Source organism: Streptococcus mitis (genome assembly GCF_047462815.1).
Lineage (GTDB): Bacteria > Bacillota > Bacilli > Lactobacillales > Streptococcaceae > Streptococcus > Streptococcus mitis_DO.
Genome location: NZ_JASHFB010000018.1, coordinates 1 through 21,232 on the forward strand (window position 1 = coordinate 1; position 21,232 = coordinate 21,232).

Sequence of the window (21,232 nt, forward strand, 5' to 3'; positions counted from 1 at the left end):
TATGTTTTGTCATAGTAGACCTCATTTCTAACTCAAACGTCTCATACTTAATTCCACCATAAAAATCCGTTTTAGACTAATTTCCACTTTGGTCAGGCAAGTGGAAGTTACTTTGAGAAGTTAGCTTTGATGAAAACTCACGATGTTTCTGATATTCCTAGTAGACATTTGTCCACTTTTTTTATATAATAAAACTAAACCAAATTGGTTGAATTTTAAAAGTGTAAGTTCAACCATCGATTAGTCTTTCTAAGGGAGATGTTCTCCATTCAAGCATATAATAGGAGGTGAATTATGTATCAGCCAGCGAAACTCAAGGCTCGGAGGAAAGAGTTAAAATTGACACAGAAGGAAATTGCAGAGCAACTTGGGATTAGTTTTCAGGCTTACTCGGCTTGGGAACGTGGGATTAAGGAACCGTCTCAGGAGAAGGTTCCTCAGCTAGAGAACATTTTAAAAGTAGCAAAAGGTTATTTCACTCAGATCGAGATTGTTCGTCTCTACAATAGCCTCTCCAAGCAAGGAAAGGAAAAGGTTGTTCTTTATGCTCGCAATCTGGCTCAAGAGGAACAAACTCAGAAGGTGGCGACCATGCCAGAGCGACTCTACGAGTATCGTGTCTACGAACGCATGTCAGCAGGGATTGGAGCTTCGGTCTACGATGATCAGAATTTTGATACAGTTTACTTTAATGAGGAGTTGGCCCATGATTTTGCGTCTTGGGTGGCTGGGGACTCCATGGAACCTAAATATCAAAATGGTTCAGTGGCTCTGATTCGAGAGACAGGATTTGATTATGATGGGGCGGTTTATGCGGTGGTTTGTAACAACCAAACCTATATCAAACGGGTTTATCGGGAGGAAGATGGCCTGCGTCTAGTATCAATCAATCCTAAATACAAGGACATTTTCATTTCCTATGAGGAAGATCCTCGGATTGTAGGGATTATCGTTGGAAACTTTGTGCCAATGGAGGGCTAGCCTATGGGCTACTTTGATTATTCCAGAGAGCCCAAAAGTGACATTGCCTTTGTCGATATGAAATCTTTTTATGCCAGCGTTGAGTGTGTGAAAAGGGGCTTGCATCCGCTAAAGACCTCGCTTTGTGTCATGAGTCGAGCAGATAATTCTACTGGTCTTATCCTAGCTTCCTCTCCCATGTTTAAGAAGATTTTTGGCAAGTCCAATGTTGGTCGGGCCTATGATCTGCCTTTTGATATCAAAACGCGCAAATTTTCCTATTACAATGCTCGAAAGCAAGGGTTGCCTACCGACTCGGATTATGTTCGTTATATTGAAGATTGGGCTCAAGCGACCTTGATTGTACCTCCTCGGATGGATGAATACATAGCGGTCAATATGGAAATCCAGCGTATCTTTCAAAACTATGGCAGCCCAGATGATATTTATCCCTACTCTATTGATGAGGGCTTTATTGATCTCACTAGTTCGCTCAACTATTTTATCCCTGACAAGAGTCTCTCTCGAAAAGACAAGCTGGATCTGCTTTCTGCCCACATTCAGAGGGATATTTGGAGGCAGACAGGGATTTACTCTACAGTGGGCATGTCCAATGCCAATCCCTTACTGGCAAAGTTGGCTCTGGATAATGAGGCCAAGCATACTCCGACCATGAGGGCCAACTGGTCTTACCAGGATGTGGAAGAGAAAGTTTGGGCTATTCCTAAGATGACGGACTTTTGGGGAATTGGTAGGCGGATGGAGAAACGCTTGAATGCCTTGGGTATTTTTTCCATCAGAGAATTGGCCGCCAGCAATCCAGACCAGTTACAGAAAGCTCTTGGTCAGGCTGGCCTAAGTTTGTGGTTTCATGCTAATGGGATTGATGAGAGCAATGTTCATAAGCCCTATAAAGCCAAATCCCAAGGTTTGGGAAATTCTCGAATCTTACCTAGAGACTACGTGAAGCTACGGGATATCGAAATTATTCTTCGAGAAATGGCGGAGCAGGTGGCTATTAGACTGAGAAGGGCGGGCAAGAAAACAACCCTTGTCTCTATCTATGTCGGTTTCTCTAAACAGGAGATCCGGCAATCTATTCACACACAAATGAAGGTCGAACCGACCAATAATACAGCTATTTTAACAGACCATGTTTTGAAGCTATTTCATAACAAATACACTTCTGGAGCGGTCAGAAGTATCGGAGTCAACTATTCAGGATTTGTGGATGAGTCCTTTGGTTTGATTTCCCTCTTTGATGATGTTGACAAGCTAGAAAAAGAAGAAAGGCTCCAGACGGCTATTGACTCTATTCGGGAAGAATTTGGTTTCACCTCCCTTTTAAAAGCCAATGCACTAGAAGAGGCCTCTAGGAGTCTTGCTAGAAGCAAGCTGATTGGGGGCCATTCTGCTGGAGGATTAGATGGATTAAAATGATCGATCGTTCTTATTTACCCTTTCAATCCGCGCGAGATTATCAAGATCCAGGTATGCAGAAGTGGATGGGATTTTACCTTTCGGAACACACCAGTTCGCTCAGTGAAGAAAAAAGCCGTATTGATTTTTCGACAGATTTGACTCTAGATGAGAAACTACACTTGCTTTCCCAGCTTTATGTTGGCCAACTAAAGGGAAGTTTTGTGGTCAAGGAAAAGAAGCAGAAAGTCACTATCATCGGTAATGTGAGAGAGTTATCCTCTAAATCATTATCTATTAGAACAAGCGAGGGCTACAGGTTGATAGAGCTTGCAGATATCCTAGAAATTCGACTGTGGGAGGAAGGGGTTTATGACTAGAAAAGAGTTGTATGAAAATAAACTACAGATGGATTATTTTTCAGATGCCTATATTCGTTTTGAAGAGGATTTTCAAAAATACTCTGCTATGAATGTACCACTGACTTTTTTGATCGATGACATCCTACGCACTATGGCCTTGAATCAGAAAAACTACTTTGTCCTAAACAAGGAGAATGCCAAGGATGGGAGGGAGCATCGCTTTTATTTTAGGGTAGTAACGGAAAAAGAGTGTCCCAGAAATAGAACCTATGAATATGCTGGGGTTAAAAATAGTAGTCAGTAGAGGGTTGTCTGCTGTAAAATGTATCATTTTTATAACACTTTATGTTTCATATCATGGGGTGTTTTTCTATTTAAGCCAAAGCCAATCAAAAAATCTCACTATTCATTAGGCTAAAGGAGACCTAATCATAGCGAGATTGTGAAATTATAGTAGGGTTTGTATGGCATCTTCAATCTGTTTAGGATCTGTTTTGGAAGAAAAGCGTTCAAATACCTGTCCATCTCGACCGATGAGAAACTTAGCGAAATTCCATTCGATTCGTTTTCCTAGTGAGCCAGATTTCTGGTCTTTTAGCCAAACATAAAGAGGATCTGCTTCCTTACCGTTGACTTTGATCTTGGCAAAGCGTGGGAAGGTGGTTTGATAGTGTAGGCTACAGAAACTATTGATTTCCTCTGGGCTACCTGGTGCTTGCCCCATAAACTGATTGCAAGGGAAGTCTAAAATCTCAAAGCCTTGTTCTTGATAGCGGTCATAGAGTTCTTGGAGTCCTTGGTACTGGGGCGTTAAACCACATCCAGTAGCAGTGTTGACAATCAAGAGAACCTTACCACGATAGGCATCTAGGGGGGTCGTTTGGTTATCTTGGTTCAAGACTGAAAAATCGTAGATTGAGGTCATTGATTGCTTTTCTCCTTCTGTTTGGTATTTTTAGGAGTTTTCTCCTCCTGTAGTGATAGAAATCCGTAGGTCATGGTTCCAAAAATGCTACCGATAATCAGGCCATACATCAGCAAAGGAACACTTTTATCGAATTGCATGAGGAGCTTCACAAAATCTGAAAGGGACATCTGCTGAACGAAGACTTTATGAAAGATGAGTAAGGTAAAGAGGCCAATCTGAAGACCGATAAACACCACCCAGCTTCGGAATTTGATTTGGCCTTTGCTGTAGGTTTTGAGGATGATTTCTGACTTATCATCTTTTTCCAGATGGAGTTCTTTGACGGCTCTTTGAGTTTTTAAAGTAATGAAAAAAATGAGTCCAGAGTAAACGTAGGGCATGGCATAGCGAACGGCTTCTATGAAGCGTCCAAATAACAGATAAAACAAGAAGAGGAAGAAGGAAGAATAAACGATTTGGACCATGGAGCGGGCGCAAGCCTTGTAGATAATCTCTTGCCGGCATTCATCAAAAGGGCCTTGGATATGAAAGAGATTTCGGAGTAGGCGAGTGGTTAAGTCTTCTTTTTTCATGCTAGTAACCTCCTAAGTGAGCGGTTTTACTGACTTTCTTTTACGAATTGATAGAGATAATAAAGATAAGTGACGGAAGAAAGGCTCGCGATAGTCAGCAGTAAATAATAATTCCAATTGCCTGAGACGAGCATCAGTTGTGGTAAAGATAGAATCATAAAGTACAGTGCTAAGTTAAGTGTGCGCGTTTTTTGGGAGTCAATCTTTAGATAAGTCAGTCCTTTGTTAAGTGCTAGAATAAAGACTAGCACGAGGAATGTCTCGTCGATTGGCAAGTTCCCTGAAATGATGATGAAGATGAGCAGGGAACTGAAGAAAAGATGATAGGTAAGTAAAGTTAATAGTGATTTCATAGGGGATCTCCTAATCATTATCTTGATTTTCCTTAGCTTTTGCAATACGAAGTGAGTCGACAATATGTATCATCACTCCGAAAAAGAAAGCTCCCAGTATAGTTTTAAAAATATGTTTTGTATTTAGAAGAGAACTGATAAAATTTGGATTTTCACTTGTTAGGCTATCAATGAGTGGAATTATAAAAAATATCACGGTTCCATAAATCGAACCTGCTTTCAGACCAGGATAACGTGACTGTTTCTTTTCTTTTTTCATGAGTTTCCTCCTAATCATTATCCTGATCTTTCTTAGCTTTTGCAATGCGACGGGAGATGAGAAACTGTATGCTCGCTCCGAAGAAGACAGAACCTAGAATGCTTGATACAGCATTTCTTATAGTGAGGAGAGACTGAAAATAGTCCTGACTTTCACCTATGAGTACATGGAGGAGAGGCGTTATAAAAAACATCCATAGTCCAAAGAAAAAACCTGCTTTCAGACCAGGGTAGTGTAGTTGCTTACTTTCTTTCTCACTCAACATATCTGGATCAATGGCTATGATGCCTGTTTTCTTGGTTTGGGAGAGCACATAGAGAGCAGAAATCATCGAAATGACGAATATCACAATAGGATAGCCGATAGCGACAATTTGCGGGTATTTATAAGCAAGGACAAAGGGAATAAGATTACCTAAAGTCATGAGGTAAAAGAGAATCACAAAGATTTTATTACCGATACGGTCAGCTTCGCGCCGTTTGTGTTCGTCAAGAGGGCCAGAAATGCCATAAATGCGTTTGATCAGTTTTTCAGTGAAGGTTTCTTTTTTCATGAGTTGGCTCCTTTTTTAAAAATCATCCTCCCAAAAGAGACTGTTGAGGTCAGTTTGGAGGCTGCGGGCGAGATTGAGACAGAGTTCCAGGGTTGGATTGTACTTGTCGTTCTCAATCATATTGATGGTTTGTCTCGAGACACCGATATCCTTGGCGAGTTCGAGCTGAGAAATGCCCAGTTCCTTGCGAAATTCTTTCACACGATTCATCTGTTCTCCTTTCTGATTTATGTCGTATATATTTGACTATATTATATTCTTCTATAGAGTGAATGTCAAGCATATTTGACATATTTCTTAAAGAAATCTTACTTTTTTTGCCCTATTTGTCTGACTAGTGCAAGCTGGTCGGATTTGTGGTAAAATAGATAAGATATGACAAAAGAATTTCATCATGTAACGGTCTTACTCCACGAAACGATTGATATGCTCGACGTAAAGCCTGACGGTATCTACGTTGATGCGACTTTGGGTGGAGCAGGCCATAGCGAATATTTATTAAGTAAATTAAGTGAAAAAGGCCATCTCTATGCCTTTGACCAGGACCAGAATGCCATTGACAATGCGCAAAAACGCTTGGCACCCTATATCGAAAAAGGGATGGTAACCTTTATCAAGGATAACTTCCGTCATTTACAGGCACGTTTGCGCGAAGCTGGTGTTCAGGAAATTGATGGAATTTGTTATGACTTGGGAGTGTCTAGTCCTCAGCTGGACCAGCGTGAGCGTGGTTTTTCTTATAAAAAGGATGCGCCACTGGACATGCGGATGAATCAGGAAGCTAGTCTGACAGCCTATGAAGTGGTGAACCACTATGACTATCATGACTTGGTTCGTATTTTCTTCAAGTATGGCGAGGACAAATTCTCTAAACAGATCGCGCGTAAGATTGAACAAGCACGTGAAGTCAAGCCAATCGAGACAACGACTGAGCTGGCAGAAATTATTAAGTCGGCTAAACCTGCCAAGGAGCTCAAGAAGAAGGGCCATCCTGCCAAGCAGATTTTCCAGGCTATTCGAATTGAAGTCAATGATGAACTGGGAGCAGCAGATGAATCTATCCAGCAGGCTATGGAGATGTTGGCTCTAGATGGTAGAATCTCAGTGATTACCTTCCATTCCTTGGAAGACCGCTTGACTAAGCAATTGTTCAAGGAAGCTTCAACTGTGGAAGTTCCAAAAGGCTTGCCTTTCATCCCAGATGATCTCAAGCCCAAGATGGAATTGGTGTCCCGTAAGCCAATCTTGCCAAGTGCAGAAGAATTAGAAGCCAATAACCGCTCGCACTCAGCTAAGTTGCGCGTGGCCAGAAAAATTCACAAGTAAGAGGAAAAAATGGTAGATAAAAAAGAAACAACCAGTCAATTCTTGCAGAGTCGTATAAAAAAATTCTCCCGTGTGGAGAAGGCTTTTTATCTTTCCATTGCGTTTACAGCTCTCGTTTTGGCGTTGAGTATTATCTTTATGCAGACGCGACTCCTACAAGTACAAAATGATTTGACAAAAATCAATGCACAGATAGAGGAGAAGAAGACAGAGTTGGATGATGCCAAACAAGAGGTAAATGAATTGTTGAGGGCAGAACGCTTGAAAGAAATCGCAAATTCTAAGGACTTAAAATTGAATAATGAGAATATTCGATCAGCGGAGTAAGATATGAAGTGGACAAAAAGAATAACCCGATTTGCGATTAGAAACCGTAAATCTCCAGCAGAAAATCGTAAAATAGTGGGGAAGTACATCAGCTTGTTAGCTGTCGTACTTTTCGCTGTCTTTTTGGTTAATTTTGCTGTTATTATCGGAAGTGGTAGTAAATTTGGAACGGACCTAGTAAAAGAGGCTAAGAAAGTTCACCAAATAACTCGTACAGTCCCTGCCAAACGTGGGACTATTTATGACCGAAATGGAGTCCCGATTGCTGAGGACGCAACTTCCTATAATGTCTATGCTGTTATTGATAAAAAATACAAATCAGCAACGGGTAAAATTCTTTATGTAGAAGATGCCCAGTTTAATAAGGTAGCAGAGGTTTTCCATAAGTATCTGGATATGGAAGAGGCTTATGTTAAAGAACAATTGTCTCAACCGAATCTGACTCAAGTTTCCTTTGGTGCCAAAGGAAATGGAATTACCTATGCCAATATGATGGCTATTAAAAAGGATCTAAAAGACGCTAGTGTTGAAGGAATTGACTTCACAACTAGCCCTAATAGAAGCTATCCAAATGGACAATTCGCTTCTAGTTTTATTGGTTTAGCTCAACTCCATGAAAATGAGGATGGTAGCAAGAGTTTGCTGGGAACTTCTGGGATGGAGAGTTCCTTGAATAGTATTCTTGCAGGGAAAGACGGTATTATTACCTATGAAAAAGATCGTCTGGGTAATATTGTCCCTGGAACTGAACAAGTGTCTCAGCAAACGGTAGATGGCAAGGATGTTTATACGACTATTTCTAGCACCCTTCAGTCCTTCATGGAAACACAGATGAATGTCTTTCAAGAAAAAGTAAAAGGCAAGTATATGACGGCTACCTTGGTTAGTGCTAAAACGGGGGAAATTCTTGCAACGACGCAGAGACCAACCTTTGATGCCGATACTAAGGAAGGACTTACCAAGGACTTTGTTTGGCGTGATATCCTTTATCAAAGTAACTATGAGCCAGGGTCAACCATGAAGGTCATGACGCTCGCTGCTGCTATTGATAATAATACTTTCCCAGGAGGAGAAGTCTTCAATAGTAGTGAGTTAAAAGTAGCAGATGCTACTATCCGAGATTGGGATGTCAATGAAGGATTAACTGGCGGAGGAATGATGACCTTTTCTCAAGGGTTTGCGCACTCAAGTAACGTTGGGATGACGCTTCTTGAGCAAAAGATGGGAGATGCTACCTGGCTGGATTATCTAAGTCGCTTTAAATTTGGTGTTCCGACTCGTTTTGGCTTGACGGATGAATATGCAGGTCAACTTCCCGCTGACAATATCGTAAATATTGCTCAGAGTTCATTTGGACAAGGGATTTCAGTGACCCAAACCCAAATGATTCGTGCCTTCACGGCTATTGCCAACGATGGAGTCATGCTAGAACCTAAATTTATCAGTGCCTTGTATGACCCAAATGACCAATCTGTTCGGAAATCTCAAAAAGAGATTGTAGGAAATCCTGTTTCCAAAGATGCGGCCAGTCTAACTCGAACCAACATGGTTTTGGTAGGAACAGATCCAGTTTATGGAACCATGCATAACCACAGCACAGGCAAGCCAACTGTAACTGTTCCTGGTCAAAATATCGCCCTCAAGTCCGGTACAGCCCAGATTGCCGATGAGAAAAATGGAGGTTACTTAGTTGGTACGACCAATTACATTTTTTCGGCTGTGTCGATGAACCCTGCTGAAAATCCTGATTTTATCCTCTATGTGACAGTTCAACAGCCTGAGCATTATTCAGGTATCCAGTTGGGAGAATTTGCCAATCCTATTTTGGAAAGGGCAGTGGCTATGAAAGATTCCCTTAACCTGCAATCTACCGCTAAAACATTAGATCAGGTAACCAATCAAAGCGCTTATGCCATGCCTAGCATCAAGGATATTTCACCTGGCGATTTGGCGGAAGCCTTACGTCGCAATATTGTGCAACCAATCGTTGTAGGAACAGGAACAAAGATTAAAGAATCATCTGTAGAAGAAGGAACTAATCTTGCACCTAACCAGCAAGTTCTCCTCTTATCTGATAAAGCAGAGGAAGTTCCAGATATGTATGGTTGGACAAAAGCAACCGCAGAAGCTTTTTCTAAGTGGTTAAATATAGAACTTGTATTTGAAGGTTCGGGCTCTACTGTGCAGAAGCAAGATGTTCGTGCTAATACAGCCATCAAGGACATTAAAAAAATTACATTAACTTTAGGAGACTAATATGTTTATTTCCATCAGTGCTGGAATTGTGACATTTTTACTAACTTTGGTAGGAATTCCAGCCTTTATCCAATTTTATAGAAAGGCGCAAATTACAGGCCAGCAGATGCATGAGGATGTCAAACAGCATCAGGCAAAAGCTGGGACGCCAACTATGGGGGGACTTGTTTTCCTCATTGCTGCAGTTGTGGTGAGTTTCCTTCTTGCTCTTTTTTCAAAACAATTGACCAATAATGTGGGAATGATTTTGTTCATCTTGGTACTTTATGGACTTGTCGGATTTTTAGATGACTTTCTCAAGGTCTTTCGTAAAATCAATGAGGGGCTGAATCCTAAGCAAAAATTGGCTCTTCAGCTCCTAGGTGGGGTCGTTTTCTACCTTTTCTATGAGCGCGGTGGCGATATGCTTTCTGTCTTTGGTTACCAAGTGCATCTAGGGATTTTCTATATTGTCTTCGCTCTTTTCTGGCTAGTCGGTTTTTCAAACGCAGTGAATTTGACAGATGGTATTGACGGTCTAGCTAGTATTTCCGTTGTGATTAGTTTGTCAGCTTATGGAGTTATTGCCTATGTGCAAGGTCAGATGGATATTCTTCTAGTGATTCTTGCCATGATTGGTGGCTTGCTCGGTTTCTTTGTCTTTAACCATAAGCCTGCTAAGGTCTTTATGGGAGATGTGGGAAGTTTGGCTTTAGGTGGAATGTTGGCAGCTATCTCTATGGCCCTCCACCAAGAATGGACTCTCTTGATTATCGGAATTGTTTATGTCTTTGAAACAACTTCGGTCATGATGCAAGTCAGCTATTTCAAAATGACTGGTGGCAAACGTATTTTCCGTATGACGCCTGTGCATCACCATTTTGAACTTGGAGGATTTTCTGGTAAAGGAAATCCTTGGAGCGAGTGGAAGGTTGACTTCTTCTTTTGGGGAGTGGGGCTTCTAGCAAGTCTCCTGACCCTAGCAATTTTGTATTTGAGATAAGAATGGCACCCTGATGTTTCAGGGTGTTTTTGCTGTTTAAAAAATATTGGTCAATTAAAGTCAAATCTCTTGACCTTTTCTGACCAATGTAGTATATTATGAACGTAAGGTAAATGAAAGCCTTACTAGAACACTTATGCTCAATGAAAATCAAGAGCAAACTAAGAAGTGCTCAAAACACTGTTTTGAGGTTACAGATAGAACTGACGTGGTTTGAAGAGATTTTCGAAGAGTATAAAAAACATTGGTCAATTAAAGTCAAAATTCTTGACCTTTTCTGACTAATGTAGTATATTATGAACGTAAGGTAAATGAAAGCCTTACTAGAACACTTATTTAAAGTAAAATAGAAAGAGGTGTGTCTATGTTTAATCTAGAAATCTTCAGAAGTAAAGATAGTCTACTCCTGCTTGAAAAAGAAAAACCAGAAATAGTACGTAGAGTAGTGATTTAGCTAGTCTAAATTTTTTAAAACAAAGGTCAAAGATAGTCAATATCAGTAATAATAAATAACAAAAAGAGGTAAAGAATATGAACAATAATTTTAATAATTTTAACAACATGGATGATTTATTTAACCAATTGATGGGTGGTATGCGAGGATACAGTTCTGAAAATCGTCGTTACTTGATTAATGGACGTGAAGTGACACCTGAGGAATTTGCTCACTATCGTGCGACTGGTCAATTACCAGGAAATGCAGAAGTTGATGGAAAAATGCCACAACAGGCATCAGGTATGAAACAAGACGGTGTGCTTGCTAAACTAGGTCGTAACTTGACAGCAGAAGCTCGTGAAGGCAAGTTGGATCCTGTTATCGGACGAAACAAGGAAATTCAAGAGACATCTGAAATCCTTTCACGCCGTACCAAGAACAATCCTGTTTTAGTCGGAGACGCAGGTGTTGGTAAGACAGCAGTTGTCGAAGGTTTGGCACAAGCCATTGTGAATGGTGATGTTCCAGCTGCTATTAAGAATAAGGAAATTATTTCCATTGATATCTCAGGTATTGAGGCTGGGACTCAATACCGTGGTAGCTTTGAAGAAAACGTTCAAAACTTAGTCAATGAAGTAAAAGAAGCGGGAAATATCATTCTCTTCTTTGATGAAATTCACCAAATTCTCGGTGCTGGTAGCACTGGTGGAGACAGTGGTTCTAAAGGGCTTGCGGATATTCTCAAGCCAGCTCTCTCTCGTGGAGAATTGACAGTGATTGGGGCAACAACTCAAGACGAATATCGTAACACCATCTTGAAGAATGCAGCTCTTGCTCGTCGTTTCAACGAAGTCAAGGTTAATGCTCCTTCAGCAGAGGATACTTTTAAAATCCTTCAAGGAATTCGTGACCTCTATCAACAACACCACAATGTCATCTTGCCAGATGAAGTTTTGAAAGCAGCGGTGGATTATTCTGTTCAGTATATTCCTCAACGTAGCTTGCCAGATAAGGCTATCGACCTTGTCGATGTAACGGCAGCTCACTTAGCGGCACAACATCCTGTAACAGATGTGCATGCTGTTGAACGTGAAATTGAGGCAGAAAAAGACAAGCAAGAAAAAGCAGTTGAGGCAGAAGATTTTGAAGCAGCTCTAAACTATAAAACACGCATTGCAGAATTGGAAAAGAAAATCGAAAACCACACAGAAGATATGAAAGTGACTGCAAGTGTCAACGATGTGGCTGAGTCTGTAGAACGAATGACCGGTATTCCAGTGTCACAAATGGGAGCATCAGACATCGAACGTCTGAAAGATATGGCTCATCGTCTGCAAGATAAGGTAATCGGTCAAGATAAGGCAGTTGAAGCTGTAGCTCGTGCTATCCGTCGTAACCGTGCTGGTTTTGATGAAGGCAATCGCCCAATCGGAAGCTTCCTCTTTGTAGGACCAACTGGCGTTGGTAAGACAGAGCTTGCTAAGCAATTGGCGCTAGATATGTTTGGAACCAAGGATGCGATCATTCGTTTGGATATGTCTGAATACAGTGACCGCACAGCCGTTTCTAAGCTAATCGGTACAACAGCTGGTTATGTGGGCTATGATGATAATAGCAATACTTTGACAGAACGTGTGCGTCGCAATCCTTACTCTATCATTCTCTTGGATGAAATTGAAAAGGCTGACCCTCAAGTCATTACCCTTCTCCTCCAAGTTCTAGATGATGGTCGTTTGACAGATGGTCAAGGAAATACAGTAAACTTCAAGAATACTGTCATTATTGCGACCTCAAATGCTGGATTTGGCTATGAAGCCAACTTGACAGAAGATGCGGATAAACCAGAATTGATGGACCGTTTGAAACCATTCTTCCGTCCAGAATTCCTTAACCGCTTTAATGCAGTTATCGAGTTCTCGCACTTGACTAAGGAAGATCTTTCTAAGATTGTGGACTTGATGTTGGCTGAAGTTAACCAAACCTTGGCTAAGAAAGACATTGATTTGGTAGTCAGTCAAGCAGCTAAGGACTATATCACAGAAGAAGGTTATGACGAAGTCATGGGTGTTCGTCCTCTCCGTCGCGTGGTTGAACAAGAAATTCGGGATAAGGTGACAGACTTCCACTTGGATCATTTAGATGCTAAACATCTGGAAGCAGATATGGAAGATGGCGTTTTAGTCATTCGTGAAAAAGCCTAAGACAGAATTTTGAGAATAAAAAGAAGGAACCAGCTGAAAAACTGGTTCCTTTTTTGTGTTTAAATCACATGACGCTCAAATGCATCATCTGAAATCCCTTGTTTAAGGATGAGTTTAGCCCATTCTTTAGCAGAAAAGAGGCTGTGATCCTTGTAGTTACCGCAAGATTCGATGGTTGTTCCAGGGACGTCTTCCCAAGTAGTAGTTTCAGCGATTTCCTTGAGCGAATCCTTGATAACAGCTGCGATTTCAGCACTGGTGTGACGTCCCCACATAATCATGTGGAAACCTGTGCGGCAACCAAATGGTGAACAGTCAATCATGCCGTCAATGCGGGTGCGGATGAGTTTTGCCAAGAGGTGCTCGATAGTGTGAAGACCAGCAGTAGGGATAGAGTCTTCGTTTGGTTGCACCAAGCGAATATCATAATTGGAGATGATGTCTCCCTTTGGCCCTGTTTCTTCCCCAATCAAGCGAACATAGGGTGCTTTAACAATGGTGTGGTCAAGTTCAAAACTTTCAACAATAACTTCTTTTGACATAGTAAATCCTTTCAGTTTTCTCCTATCATTATAACATAAAGCTGGCTCCTGAGACAGAGAGAAAACCTCTCCGAGAGTGGAGAGGTTGAAATCGTTACTTGCGATACAAGCGGTCGTATTGGTAGTAAGGGTCAAAGGTTACATTGATACCCAATTTGCGAAGGACATTCTTGTCTTCATCTGTCAAGATGATAGTTGAGTGAGCTTCGCTTCCTTTGAGGTTACCAAGTTCTTCCATAGCACGAGCAGCATCAGGATTTTCTGTAGCTGTGATAGCAAGGGCAATCAGGATTTCATTTGAATGAAGGCGTGGATTTCGGCTACCGAGATGATCGATTTTAAGACCTTGGATTGGCTTAACAACTTCAGGTTCGATTAGTTTCACTTCTTTAGCGATGTCAGCTGATTTCTTGATGGCGTTGATAAGAGTAGCTGCTGTAGGGCCAAAGAGTTCTGAGTTCTTACCAGTGACAATTTCCCCAGTTGGTAATTCAAGGGCTAGGGCTGGTCCGCCAGTTTCTTCAGCTTTTTGGCGTGCAGCAACAGCAACCTTACGGCCTGCAGGTGTGATGCCGAGGTCGTTCATGAGCAACTCGATTTTCTTGACAGCAGCTTCGCTCACTTTCTCGGCTTTAAAATCAAGAACAGTTTGATAGTAACGGCGGATGATTTCTTGTTTAGAAGCTTCGACAGCAGCTTCATCATCTGTAATAGCGAAACCAACCATGTTGACACCCATATCTGTCGGAGAAGCGTATGGAGATTCACCGAGGATACGTTCTAACATGCGCTTGAGCACTGGGAAAATCTCGATATCACGGTTGTAGTTGACAGTGGTTTCTCCGTAGGTTTGGAGATGGAAGGGGTCAATCATGTTGACATCATCAAGGTCAGCTGTGGCAGCCTCGTAGGCCAAATTGACTGGGTGATGAAGGGGAAGATTCCATACTGGGAAGGTTTCAAACTTAGCGTAGCCAGACTTGATACCATTGATTTGGTCGTGGTACATATTTGACATACAAGTTGCCAATTTTCCAGAACCAGGTCCAGGAGCGGTTACGACAATCAAGTTGCGACTGGTTTTGATGTAGTCGTTTTTCCCCATACCTTCAGGTGAAATGATGTGATCCATATCTGTCGGATATCCTTTGATTGGATAATGAAGATAAGAATCAATCCCGTTTTTATCAAGTTGATTGCGGAAGGCATCTGCAGCAGGTTGGCCAGCGTACTGTGTGATGACAACGGAGCCAACAAAAATCCCTAATTCATTGAATTTATCAATCAAACGAAGAACTTCTTGGTCATAAGAAATGCCCAAGTCACCACGTGCCTTAGAATGTTCGATGTTACTCGCATTAATGGCAATCACCACCTCAACTTGCTCTTTCAACTCTTGCAAGAGCTTGATTTTGTTGTCAGGCTCATAACCAGGAAGGACACGAGCAGCGTGGAAATCTTCTAACATTTTGCCACCAAACTCTAAGTAGAGCTTGCCGTCAAATTGGTTAATGCGCTCCAAAATGTGGTCGCGCTGTAGATTCAAATATTGTTCAGAACTAAAAGCTTGTTTTTTCATTTTTTTACCTCTGACCTCTATTATAATAAAAAATTGGAAGTTAGGAAACTATGGAGTTAAAAAAGGAATCAAAAAGATTAGGCAAACGCTTGCATAAAATTTTAAAAAGCGCTATCATAGACTACAGATTATTAAAATAATGAGGTAAGAAGATGCAAGAAAAATGGTGGCACAATGCCGTAGTCTATCAAGTTTATCCTAAGAGCTTTATGGATAGCAACGGAGATGGAATTGGGGATTTGCCAGGAATTACCAGTAAGTTAGACTATCTAGCCAAGTTAGGAATTACAGCGATTTGGCTTTCTCCAGTTTATGACAGCCCTATGGATGATAATGGCTATGATATTGCTGATTATCAAGCGATTGCAGCTATTTTCGGAACCATGGAGGATATGGACCAACTGATTGCGGAAGCTAAGAAGCGTGATATCCGTATCATCATGGACTTGGTAGTCAATCATACCTCAGATGAACATGCTTGGTTTGTCGAGGCTTGTGAAAATCCTGACAGCCCTGAACGTGACTACTATATTTGGCGAGATGAACCCAATGATTTGGATTCTATCTTTAGTGGTTCTGCTTGGGAATACGATGAAAAGTCAGGTCAATACTATCTTCACTTTTTCAGCAAGAAACAGCCGGATCTCAACTGGGAAAATGAAAAACTTCGCCAGAAAATTTATGAGATGATGAACTTCTGGATTGATAAAGGCATTGGTGGTTTCCGTATGGATGTTATTGACATGATTGGTAAAATTCCTGACGAGAAGGTGGTCAATAATGGTCCTATGCTCCACCCTTATCTCAAGGAGATGAATCAGGCGACCTTTGGAGATAAGAATCTCTTGACAGTAGGGGAGACTTGGGGAGCAACGCCTGAGATTGCTAAGTTCTACTCAGATCCAAAGGGACAAGAATTGTCTATGGTCTTCCAGTTTGAACATATCGGTCTTCAGTATCAGGAAGGTCAGCCTAAATGGCACTATCAAAAAGAGCTGAATATCGCTAAGTTGAAAGAAATTTTCAATAAATGGCAGACAGAATTAGGAGTTGAGGACGGTTGGAATTCCCTTTTCTGGAACAATCATGACCTCCCTCGTATTGTCTCAATCTGGGGAAATGACCAAGAATACCGTGAAAAATCTGCCAAAGCCTTTGCCATCTTGCTTCATCTCATGAGAGGGACTCCTTATATCTACCAAGGTGAGGAAATTGGGATGACCAACTATCCGTTTGAAACACTGGACCAAGTAGAAGATATTGAATCCCTCAACTATGCGCGTGAAGCTCTTGAAAAAGGTGTTCCGATGGAAGAAATTATGGACAGTATCCGTGTCATTGGACGAGATAATGCCCGTACCCCTATGCAATGGGATGAGAGCAAAAATGCTGGTTTCTCAACAGGTCAACCGTGGTTGGCAGTTAATCCAAACTACGAAGAAATCAATGTTCAAGAAGCGCTGGCAAATCCAGATTCTATTTTCTATACTTATCAAAAACTGGTTCAAATCCGTAAGGAGAACAGCTGGCTGATTCGAGCTGACTTTGAACTCTTGGAAACAACTGACAAGGTCTTCGCCTATATCCGTAAAGATGGCGACCGTCGTTTCCTAGTTGTGGCCAACTTGTCCAATGAAGAGCAAGACTTGACCGTAGAAGGAAACGTCAAATCTGTTTTGATTGAAAACACCGTGGCTCAAGAAGTTTTTGAAAAACAAATCTTGGCTCCATGGGATGCTTTCTGTGTGGAATTACTATAAATATTTTTTACAGAAAAATTTAAAATTGAAATCGTATAAAAACAAGGGAGGACTGTATGAAAGGCAGAAATCCTTTGTTTTTTTATAACCAAGGTTTATAAATTTTCATTCTCAAAATTCAATTAACTTTACAAATTTCCACTATTTTGGTAAAATAAACTTATGTTATAAAAACTAACATAAAGGAGAAAGAAGATGAATACAAAAAAGCGTGTCCTTAGTGCAGGCCTGACTTTTGCGGCTACCTTGCTTTTAGCTGCTTGCGGACAATCTGGTTCAGATACAAAAACTTACTCATCAACCTTTAGTGGAAATCCAACTACATTTAACTATTTATTAGACTACTACGCTGATAATACAGCCATTATTACTAACCTAGTTGATGGCTTGCTTGAAAATGATAACCATGGAAACCTAGTTCCGTCTTTGGCAGAAGATTGGTCTGTTTCAAGCGACGGTCTGACTTATACCTATAAATTGAGAAAAGATGCCAAATGGTTCACGGCTGACGGTGAAGAGTACGCCCCAGTCAAGGCACAAGATTTTGTGACAGGTATCAAGTATGCAGTGGACAATAAATCACAGGCCATTGACTTGATTCAAAACTCGATCAAGGGCTTGAATGATTATATTACAGGAGCGGATTCTGACTTTTCTAAGGTTGGAGTGAAAGCCATCGACGACCAGACTGTTGAGTATACTTTGGTACGCCCAGAACCTTACTGGAATTCAAAAACAACCAATAGTATTCTTTTCCCGGTAAATGAAGAGTTTTTAAATTCAAAAGGGAAAGATTTTGGGACCCTATCTCCAGATAGCATTCTCTACAGCGGACCTTATTTGTTAAAAGATTTCACATCAAAATCATCTATCGAGTATGTGAAGAACCCGCATTACTACGATCATGATAAAGTATCGATTGAACACGTGAAATTGGCTTACTTTGATGGTTCAGACCAAGAATTGACCATCCGTAACTTTGAAAGTGGAGCCTATTCTATCGCTGGGGTTTATCCAAATAGTTCTAACTTTGCCAAGACCAAGGAGAAATATAAGGATAATATCGTCTATAGCTTGCAGGACAAGACTTCTTGGTATTTTAATTTTAACGTCAACCGTAAGGCTTACAACCATACGTCTAAAACGACAGATGAGCAGAAGAAGTCAACTGAGACAGCTGTCTTGAACAAAAACTTCCGCCAAGCGGTGAACTTTGCCTTGGACCGCACAGCCTATTCTGCTCAGTCAAACGGGGAAGAAGCAGCTAGCAAGACTCTTCGTAACACCTTGGTGCCTCCAACATTTGTCCAAGTTGGAGATAAGACCTTTGGAGAAGTAGTCGCTTCTAAATTGGTCAACTATGGCACAGAATGGTCAGGTATTAACTTGGCAGATGCCCAGGATGCCTATTTCAACAAAGAAAAAGCCCAAGCAAAATTTGCGGAAGCTAAAAAAGAATTGGCAAGTCAAGGTGTGACTTTCCCCATTCACTTGGATGTTGCAGTTGACCAGACAAGTAAAAATGCCGTGACAGGTATGAACTCTGTTAAGCAGACCCTTGAATCAGTTTTAGGTGCTGATAACATCGTCATTGATGTTCAGCAACTTTCAACAGATGATTTTAATAACGTAGCTTTCTTGGCACCAACGCCAGCTGATCGAGACTACGATTTGAACTTTGATGGTTGGGTAGGTGATTACCAAGATCCATCAACTTATCTCAATCCTTTCAATGCTGAGGATGGATTCTACCTCAAGATTTTTGGTCTAGATGCTCAAGAAGATAAAGCTAAGATTGCTAGCTTGGGGCTTGATACTTACACCAAGATGCTCAAAGATGCAGATAGTGAAAATAAAGATGTAGCCAAACGCTATGAAAAATATGCTGAAGCACAGGCTTGGATGATTGATAATTCTCTGATTATGTCAGCTATGTCAAGTGGTGGCACAGCATCTGTAACAAAAGTAACGCCATTTACAAGAGGGTATTCATTGGTTGGTATCAAGGGTGATGGCAATAACTATAAGTACATGAAACTGCAAAAAGACACTGTGACGACCAAACAGTTTGAAGAAGCTAAGACTAAATGGGAGCAAGAAAGCAAAAAAGCTATCGAAAAAGCCCAAAAAGAAGCAGAAAATCATGTTAAATAAATGAACGAGGTTCCGTAAGGAACCTTGTTTTGATGTGTACGACGGGCATGTCGTGCATCTGAGGTGTAAGTCCTCCGTGGGCACCCGCTACCGGTGAACCCAATAGCGATTCCCAAGCCTGACTATCGTGAGGTAGCGGGGAGAGGAAGGGATAGCGAAATCGTGGCTCTACGAACAGGAACGTGATAGTAAGGCGTATATAGCGGATAAGGAGGCGCGAAACTCTAAAGTCCAAAAGGTAGTCGTAACCTATATGCGTAAATCACGAGAGTAAACGAGGAAAGATGTACAACTTATCCCGTGAGGTCTCATGAGCGCTGAAAGCGTAAAAAAGAATTATAAAATTATGAAAAATAAGCGTTTATTTTCCAACAGTATCACATTTTATGTTATAATTTAGTTGTTAATTTTATTTTGGGGACTATGACTATGAAAAAAGTTTCAGAGAAATCACTTTTCTCAATTGTAGGTAGTATAAAACAACACTCCTTATTTATATTTCTTACCACAATTGTAGCTGTTATAAATTTGTTTTTTTCATTTAGTTCATTATGGAATAAATTAAATGGCTATGTTATTTTCTGGTTAGTATTTTCAATTATTATCATTTCAGCTCTTTTGTATAAATTGGTAGACGTATGGAATAAATATCAAATCTATAATAAATTTGCTAACAATGTCCATTCTTTTATGAAAGATACAGTTTTAACTGATGTTGAGTTTTTATCTAAATTAGAAAAAGAAGATGACAGATTTGTAAGTGCACCTATTCAGGACTTTTTACCTGAACTTACTGAAGAAAATCTACTAAAAGAATTTGAAATATTTAGTAAGAAGTATAGTTCATGGAGTAAAGAATACTTCAAAGCGATTTTTGACGAAGAGCTTGAAATATTAATCAAAGAGTTTTTAGGTAGTGAGGCGGAAATAACTCTACAACTACTAACAAAAGAGTATAAATATAACCAAGAGAATTATTACTACGATTCGTTTGTTGAAAAGAAACGAAAAAGCATTAAAAACAGTTCTCCCAGAATGTTAAATGATACTATGGAAGCGCTCATACACTTTAAAGAGAATAAAACGACTTATATGATTAGAAATGACTATACAGTTTTGATTCCTCTAACAACTATAAATATGCACAATGAAACCCCTACAATTTTTGGATTTGTAAGTTTTACTTTTCAATACAAGATTAAAGATTTTCCAATTAAATTCAATTTATTAATTGATTGCCTTATTGCAAAATGTGAAGATATATGCTATTATATTAAGACCTTGGGAAATTCATATACACTATTTTATGTTAAATTATATTCTTTAGTAAAAAACGCTAAAGGACCAAAAGAAGAATATATAGAAAAAGTTAGTAATATGTTAACCGAAATGGATTTTCTGGAATGTATTTTTAAAGATTTTTCGACAGGAGTAAATGAAGATGTGTGAAATTAAAATTGGCAACAAGACGATAAAATTAATAGATGTTGATAAAGAATATAGTCCGATGCTAAACAAAAGAATAGCATCTATTCAGTCTGAGATCATAAAGGAACAGAAAGCAAAAACACTAAAACAGTTGATTTCTGTCCATTAATTATTAGACCCATAATTGGGTCTTTTACTATGGCTTCAAGCTTCCATTTATTTTTCCAAGTATAATCTAATTGTTCAGGTTAGATAAAGGAGGAAAAATAAATGGCTAAAACCAGTTACAGTTTATCACATACCAAATGGATGTGCAAATATCATATAGTATTTACACCTAAGTATCGCCGTAAGGCGATATATTACAAAGTCAGGTCGGATTTGATAGATATTATTAAATATCTATGCGGTTGTCGTGGCGTGGAGATTATCGAAGGTCATATGATGCCAGACCATGTACACCTGCTTGTACTGATACCTCCTAAACTTTCGATTTCCGATTTTATGGGGTATCTCAAGAGTAAAAGTGCATTGATGATATTTGATAAGCACGCTAATTTAAAATATAGGTATGGAAATCGAAAGTTTTGGGCTAGGGGATACTATGTAAGTACCGTTGGACTAAACGAAAAGACCGTAGCTAAATATATTCGCGAGCAGGAAAAGAATGACATTGCACTCGATAAGCTGAGTGTAAAAGAACTAAGCGGTAAATTCCCAAACTAAGTTCCACCGCTAGTACAAGTGGAAGTTAGTCTGATAAAAATCCTAAAAACCAGTGGAAATCTGTGTCAGGGTAAATTCCACTGGTTTTACTAATGCTTGATTTCATCGC

The 21,232-nt window shown here is 40.2% G+C and carries 21 protein-coding genes; 13 read left to right on the plus strand and 8 right to left on the minus strand.

The window, feature by feature from the left end; all coding sequences use genetic code 11:
- Window positions 1-294 precede the first annotated feature (294 nt).
- Genes QM865_RS08800 through QM865_RS08815 form a run of 4 tightly spaced genes read left to right on the plus strand, consistent with a single transcriptional unit; the run spans window position 295 to window position 3,045 of the window.
- Entirely contained in the window at window positions 295-981 is a 687-nt protein-coding gene (locus QM865_RS08800; protein WP_414306473.1) for an XRE family transcriptional regulator, read from the plus strand.
- Between the two features lie 3 nt (window positions 982-984).
- Window positions 985-2,400: a Y-family DNA polymerase gene (locus tag QM865_RS08805; RefSeq protein WP_414306474.1), complete on the plus strand. Its 1,416-nt coding sequence runs from the start codon at window positions 985-987 to the stop codon at window positions 2,398-2,400.
- Window positions 2,397-2,759 (plus strand): hypothetical protein, encoded by a 363-nt coding sequence (locus QM865_RS08810; protein ID WP_414306475.1) that lies wholly within the window; start codon window positions 2,397-2,399, stop codon window positions 2,757-2,759. Before QM865_RS08805 ends, QM865_RS08810 begins: the two co-directional genes overlap by 4 nt.
- Entirely contained in the window at window positions 2,752-3,045 is a 294-nt protein-coding gene (locus tag QM865_RS08815) for a DUF5960 family protein (protein ID WP_414306476.1), read from the plus strand. Before QM865_RS08810 ends, QM865_RS08815 begins: the two co-directional genes overlap by 8 nt.
- A gap of 144 nt (window positions 3,046-3,189) precedes the next feature.
- Here QM865_RS08815 and QM865_RS08820 read toward each other — a convergent pair whose 3' ends face one another.
- From QM865_RS08820 to QM865_RS08845, 6 genes are read right to left on the minus strand one after another with little or no spacing between them, the layout of a single operon-like run.
- Window positions 3,190-3,666, minus strand: coding sequence for a glutathione peroxidase (locus QM865_RS08820; RefSeq protein WP_414306477.1), 477 nt, complete (start codon window positions 3,664-3,666; stop codon window positions 3,190-3,192).
- Window positions 3,663-4,241, minus strand: a complete 579-nt coding sequence (locus QM865_RS08825; RefSeq protein WP_414306478.1) for a DUF3278 domain-containing protein — start codon at window positions 4,239-4,241, stop codon at window positions 3,663-3,665. Before QM865_RS08825 ends, QM865_RS08820 begins: the two co-directional genes overlap by 4 nt.
- A 26-nt stretch (window positions 4,242-4,267) precedes the next feature.
- Window positions 4,268-4,594, minus strand: coding sequence for a hypothetical protein (locus QM865_RS08830; RefSeq protein ID WP_414306479.1), 327 nt, complete (start codon window positions 4,592-4,594; stop codon window positions 4,268-4,270).
- A gap of 10 nt (window positions 4,595-4,604) precedes the next feature.
- Window positions 4,605-4,853 carry a hypothetical protein gene (locus QM865_RS08835; protein WP_414306480.1) on the minus strand — a complete coding sequence of 83 codons (249 nt, stop codon included), beginning with the start codon at window positions 4,851-4,853 and terminating at the stop codon, window positions 4,605-4,607.
- A 10-nt stretch (window positions 4,854-4,863) separates the two neighbouring features.
- On the minus strand, window positions 4,864-5,406 hold the full coding sequence (locus tag QM865_RS08840) for a DUF3278 domain-containing protein (protein ID WP_414306481.1): 543 nt from the start codon (window positions 5,404-5,406) through the stop codon (window positions 4,864-4,866).
- Between the two features lie 15 nt (window positions 5,407-5,421).
- Complete coding sequence (locus tag QM865_RS08845; protein WP_001082470.1) at window positions 5,422-5,616, minus strand: helix-turn-helix transcriptional regulator; 195 nt, start codon at window positions 5,614-5,616, stop codon at window positions 5,422-5,424.
- 165 nt (window positions 5,617-5,781) lie between these two features.
- Here QM865_RS08845 and rsmH point away from each other — a divergent pair, with 165 nt between their 5' ends.
- From rsmH to QM865_RS08870, 5 genes are all read left to right on the plus strand, one after another.
- Window positions 5,782-6,732 carry a 16S rRNA (cytosine(1402)-N(4))-methyltransferase RsmH gene (gene rsmH, locus QM865_RS08850; protein ID WP_049551041.1) on the plus strand — a complete coding sequence of 317 codons (951 nt, stop codon included), beginning with the start codon at window positions 5,782-5,784 and terminating at the stop codon, window positions 6,730-6,732.
- Between the two features lie 9 nt (window positions 6,733-6,741).
- Window positions 6,742-7,059 carry a cell division protein FtsL gene (gene ftsL / locus QM865_RS08855; protein ID WP_000227825.1) on the plus strand — a complete coding sequence of 106 codons (318 nt, stop codon included), beginning with the start codon at window positions 6,742-6,744 and terminating at the stop codon, window positions 7,057-7,059.
- 3 nt (window positions 7,060-7,062) lie between these two features.
- Entirely contained in the window at window positions 7,063-9,315 is a 2,253-nt protein-coding gene (pbp2X, locus tag QM865_RS08860; RefSeq protein WP_414306482.1) for a penicillin-binding protein PBP2X, read from the plus strand.
- A gap of 1 nt (window position 9,316) precedes the next feature.
- On the plus strand, window positions 9,317-10,297 hold the full coding sequence (mraY, locus tag QM865_RS08865) for a phospho-N-acetylmuramoyl-pentapeptide-transferase (RefSeq protein WP_261072764.1): 981 nt from the start codon (window positions 9,317-9,319) through the stop codon (window positions 10,295-10,297).
- Between the two features lie 531 nt (window positions 10,298-10,828).
- A complete protein-coding gene (locus QM865_RS08870; protein ID WP_414306483.1) occupies window positions 10,829-12,934 on the plus strand; it encodes an ATP-dependent Clp protease ATP-binding subunit in 2,106 nt (701 codons plus the stop codon).
- A gap of 59 nt (window positions 12,935-12,993) precedes the next feature.
- On the opposite strand, the gene QM865_RS08875 is transcribed toward QM865_RS08870, so the two are convergent.
- Both QM865_RS08875 and QM865_RS08880 read right to left on the minus strand, forming a co-directional pair.
- Window positions 12,994-13,476, minus strand: a complete 483-nt coding sequence (locus QM865_RS08875; protein ID WP_414306484.1) for an S-ribosylhomocysteine lyase — start codon at window positions 13,474-13,476, stop codon at window positions 12,994-12,996.
- 94 nt (window positions 13,477-13,570) lie between these two features.
- Window positions 13,571-15,055, minus strand: coding sequence for a DUF1846 domain-containing protein (locus QM865_RS08880; RefSeq protein ID WP_414306485.1), 1,485 nt, complete (start codon window positions 15,053-15,055; stop codon window positions 13,571-13,573).
- A gap of 152 nt (window positions 15,056-15,207) precedes the next feature.
- On the opposite strand from QM865_RS08880, the gene QM865_RS08885 reads away from it, so the two are divergent.
- The 4 genes from QM865_RS08885 (at window position 15,208) to tnpA (ending at window position 21,123) form a co-directional block, all read left to right on the plus strand.
- Window positions 15,208-16,815 carry a glycoside hydrolase family 13 protein gene (locus QM865_RS08885; protein WP_414306486.1) on the plus strand — a complete coding sequence of 536 codons (1,608 nt, stop codon included), beginning with the start codon at window positions 15,208-15,210 and terminating at the stop codon, window positions 16,813-16,815.
- A gap of 195 nt (window positions 16,816-17,010) precedes the next feature.
- Window positions 17,011-18,969 (plus strand): peptide ABC transporter substrate-binding protein, encoded by a 1,959-nt coding sequence (locus QM865_RS08890; protein WP_261072770.1) that lies wholly within the window; start codon window positions 17,011-17,013, stop codon window positions 18,967-18,969.
- 429 nt (window positions 18,970-19,398) lie between these two features.
- On the plus strand, window positions 19,399-20,418 hold the full coding sequence (locus QM865_RS08895) for a hypothetical protein (RefSeq protein WP_061758844.1): 1,020 nt from the start codon (window positions 19,399-19,401) through the stop codon (window positions 20,416-20,418).
- 249 nt (window positions 20,419-20,667) lie between these two features.
- Window positions 20,668-21,123 carry an IS200/IS605 family transposase gene (gene tnpA / locus QM865_RS08900; RefSeq protein WP_261072772.1) on the plus strand — a complete coding sequence of 152 codons (456 nt, stop codon included), beginning with the start codon at window positions 20,668-20,670 and terminating at the stop codon, window positions 21,121-21,123.
- The last annotated feature ends 109 nt before the right edge of the window (window positions 21,124-21,232 follow it).

Excerpts from the sequence above, each read along its gene's own strand:
- QM865_RS08800 (WP_414306473.1), top strand. The coding sequence starts at position 295 with ATGTATCAGCCAGCGAAACTCAAGGCTCGGAGGAAAGAGTTAAAATTG.
- QM865_RS08805 (WP_414306474.1), top strand. The coding sequence starts at position 985 with ATGGGCTACTTTGATTATTCCAGAGAGCCCAAAAGTGACATTGCCTTT.
- QM865_RS08810 (WP_414306475.1), top strand. The coding sequence starts at position 2,397 with ATGATCGATCGTTCTTATTTACCCTTTCAATCCGCGCGAGATTATCAA.
- QM865_RS08815 (WP_414306476.1), top strand. The coding sequence starts at position 2,752 with ATGACTAGAAAAGAGTTGTATGAAAATAAACTACAGATGGATTATTTT.
- QM865_RS08820 (WP_414306477.1), bottom strand. The coding sequence starts at position 3,666 with ATGACCTCAATCTACGATTTTTCAGTCTTGAACCAAGATAACCAAACG.
- QM865_RS08825 (WP_414306478.1), bottom strand. The coding sequence starts at position 4,241 with ATGAAAAAAGAAGACTTAACCACTCGCCTACTCCGAAATCTCTTTCAT.
- QM865_RS08830 (WP_414306479.1), bottom strand. The coding sequence starts at position 4,594 with ATGAAATCACTATTAACTTTACTTACCTATCATCTTTTCTTCAGTTCC.
- QM865_RS08835 (WP_414306480.1), bottom strand. The coding sequence starts at position 4,853 with ATGAAAAAAGAAAAGAAACAGTCACGTTATCCTGGTCTGAAAGCAGGT.
- QM865_RS08840 (WP_414306481.1), bottom strand. The coding sequence starts at position 5,406 with ATGAAAAAAGAAACCTTCACTGAAAAACTGATCAAACGCATTTATGGC.
- QM865_RS08845 (WP_001082470.1), bottom strand. The coding sequence starts at position 5,616 with ATGAATCGTGTGAAAGAATTTCGCAAGGAACTGGGCATTTCTCAGCTC.
- rsmH (WP_049551041.1), top strand. The coding sequence starts at position 5,782 with ATGACAAAAGAATTTCATCATGTAACGGTCTTACTCCACGAAACGATT.
- ftsL (WP_000227825.1), top strand. The coding sequence starts at position 6,742 with ATGGTAGATAAAAAAGAAACAACCAGTCAATTCTTGCAGAGTCGTATA.
- pbp2X (WP_414306482.1), top strand. The coding sequence starts at position 7,063 with ATGAAGTGGACAAAAAGAATAACCCGATTTGCGATTAGAAACCGTAAA.
- mraY (WP_261072764.1), top strand. The coding sequence starts at position 9,317 with ATGTTTATTTCCATCAGTGCTGGAATTGTGACATTTTTACTAACTTTG.
- QM865_RS08870 (WP_414306483.1), top strand. The coding sequence starts at position 10,829 with ATGAACAATAATTTTAATAATTTTAACAACATGGATGATTTATTTAAC.
- QM865_RS08875 (WP_414306484.1), bottom strand. The coding sequence starts at position 13,476 with ATGTCAAAAGAAGTTATTGTTGAAAGTTTTGAACTTGACCACACCATT.
- QM865_RS08880 (WP_414306485.1), bottom strand. The coding sequence starts at position 15,055 with ATGAAAAAACAAGCTTTTAGTTCTGAACAATATTTGAATCTACAGCGC.
- QM865_RS08885 (WP_414306486.1), top strand. The coding sequence starts at position 15,208 with ATGCAAGAAAAATGGTGGCACAATGCCGTAGTCTATCAAGTTTATCCT.
- QM865_RS08890 (WP_261072770.1), top strand. The coding sequence starts at position 17,011 with ATGAATACAAAAAAGCGTGTCCTTAGTGCAGGCCTGACTTTTGCGGCT.
- QM865_RS08895 (WP_061758844.1), top strand. The coding sequence starts at position 19,399 with ATGAAAAAAGTTTCAGAGAAATCACTTTTCTCAATTGTAGGTAGTATA.
- tnpA (WP_261072772.1), top strand. The coding sequence starts at position 20,668 with ATGGCTAAAACCAGTTACAGTTTATCACATACCAAATGGATGTGCAAA.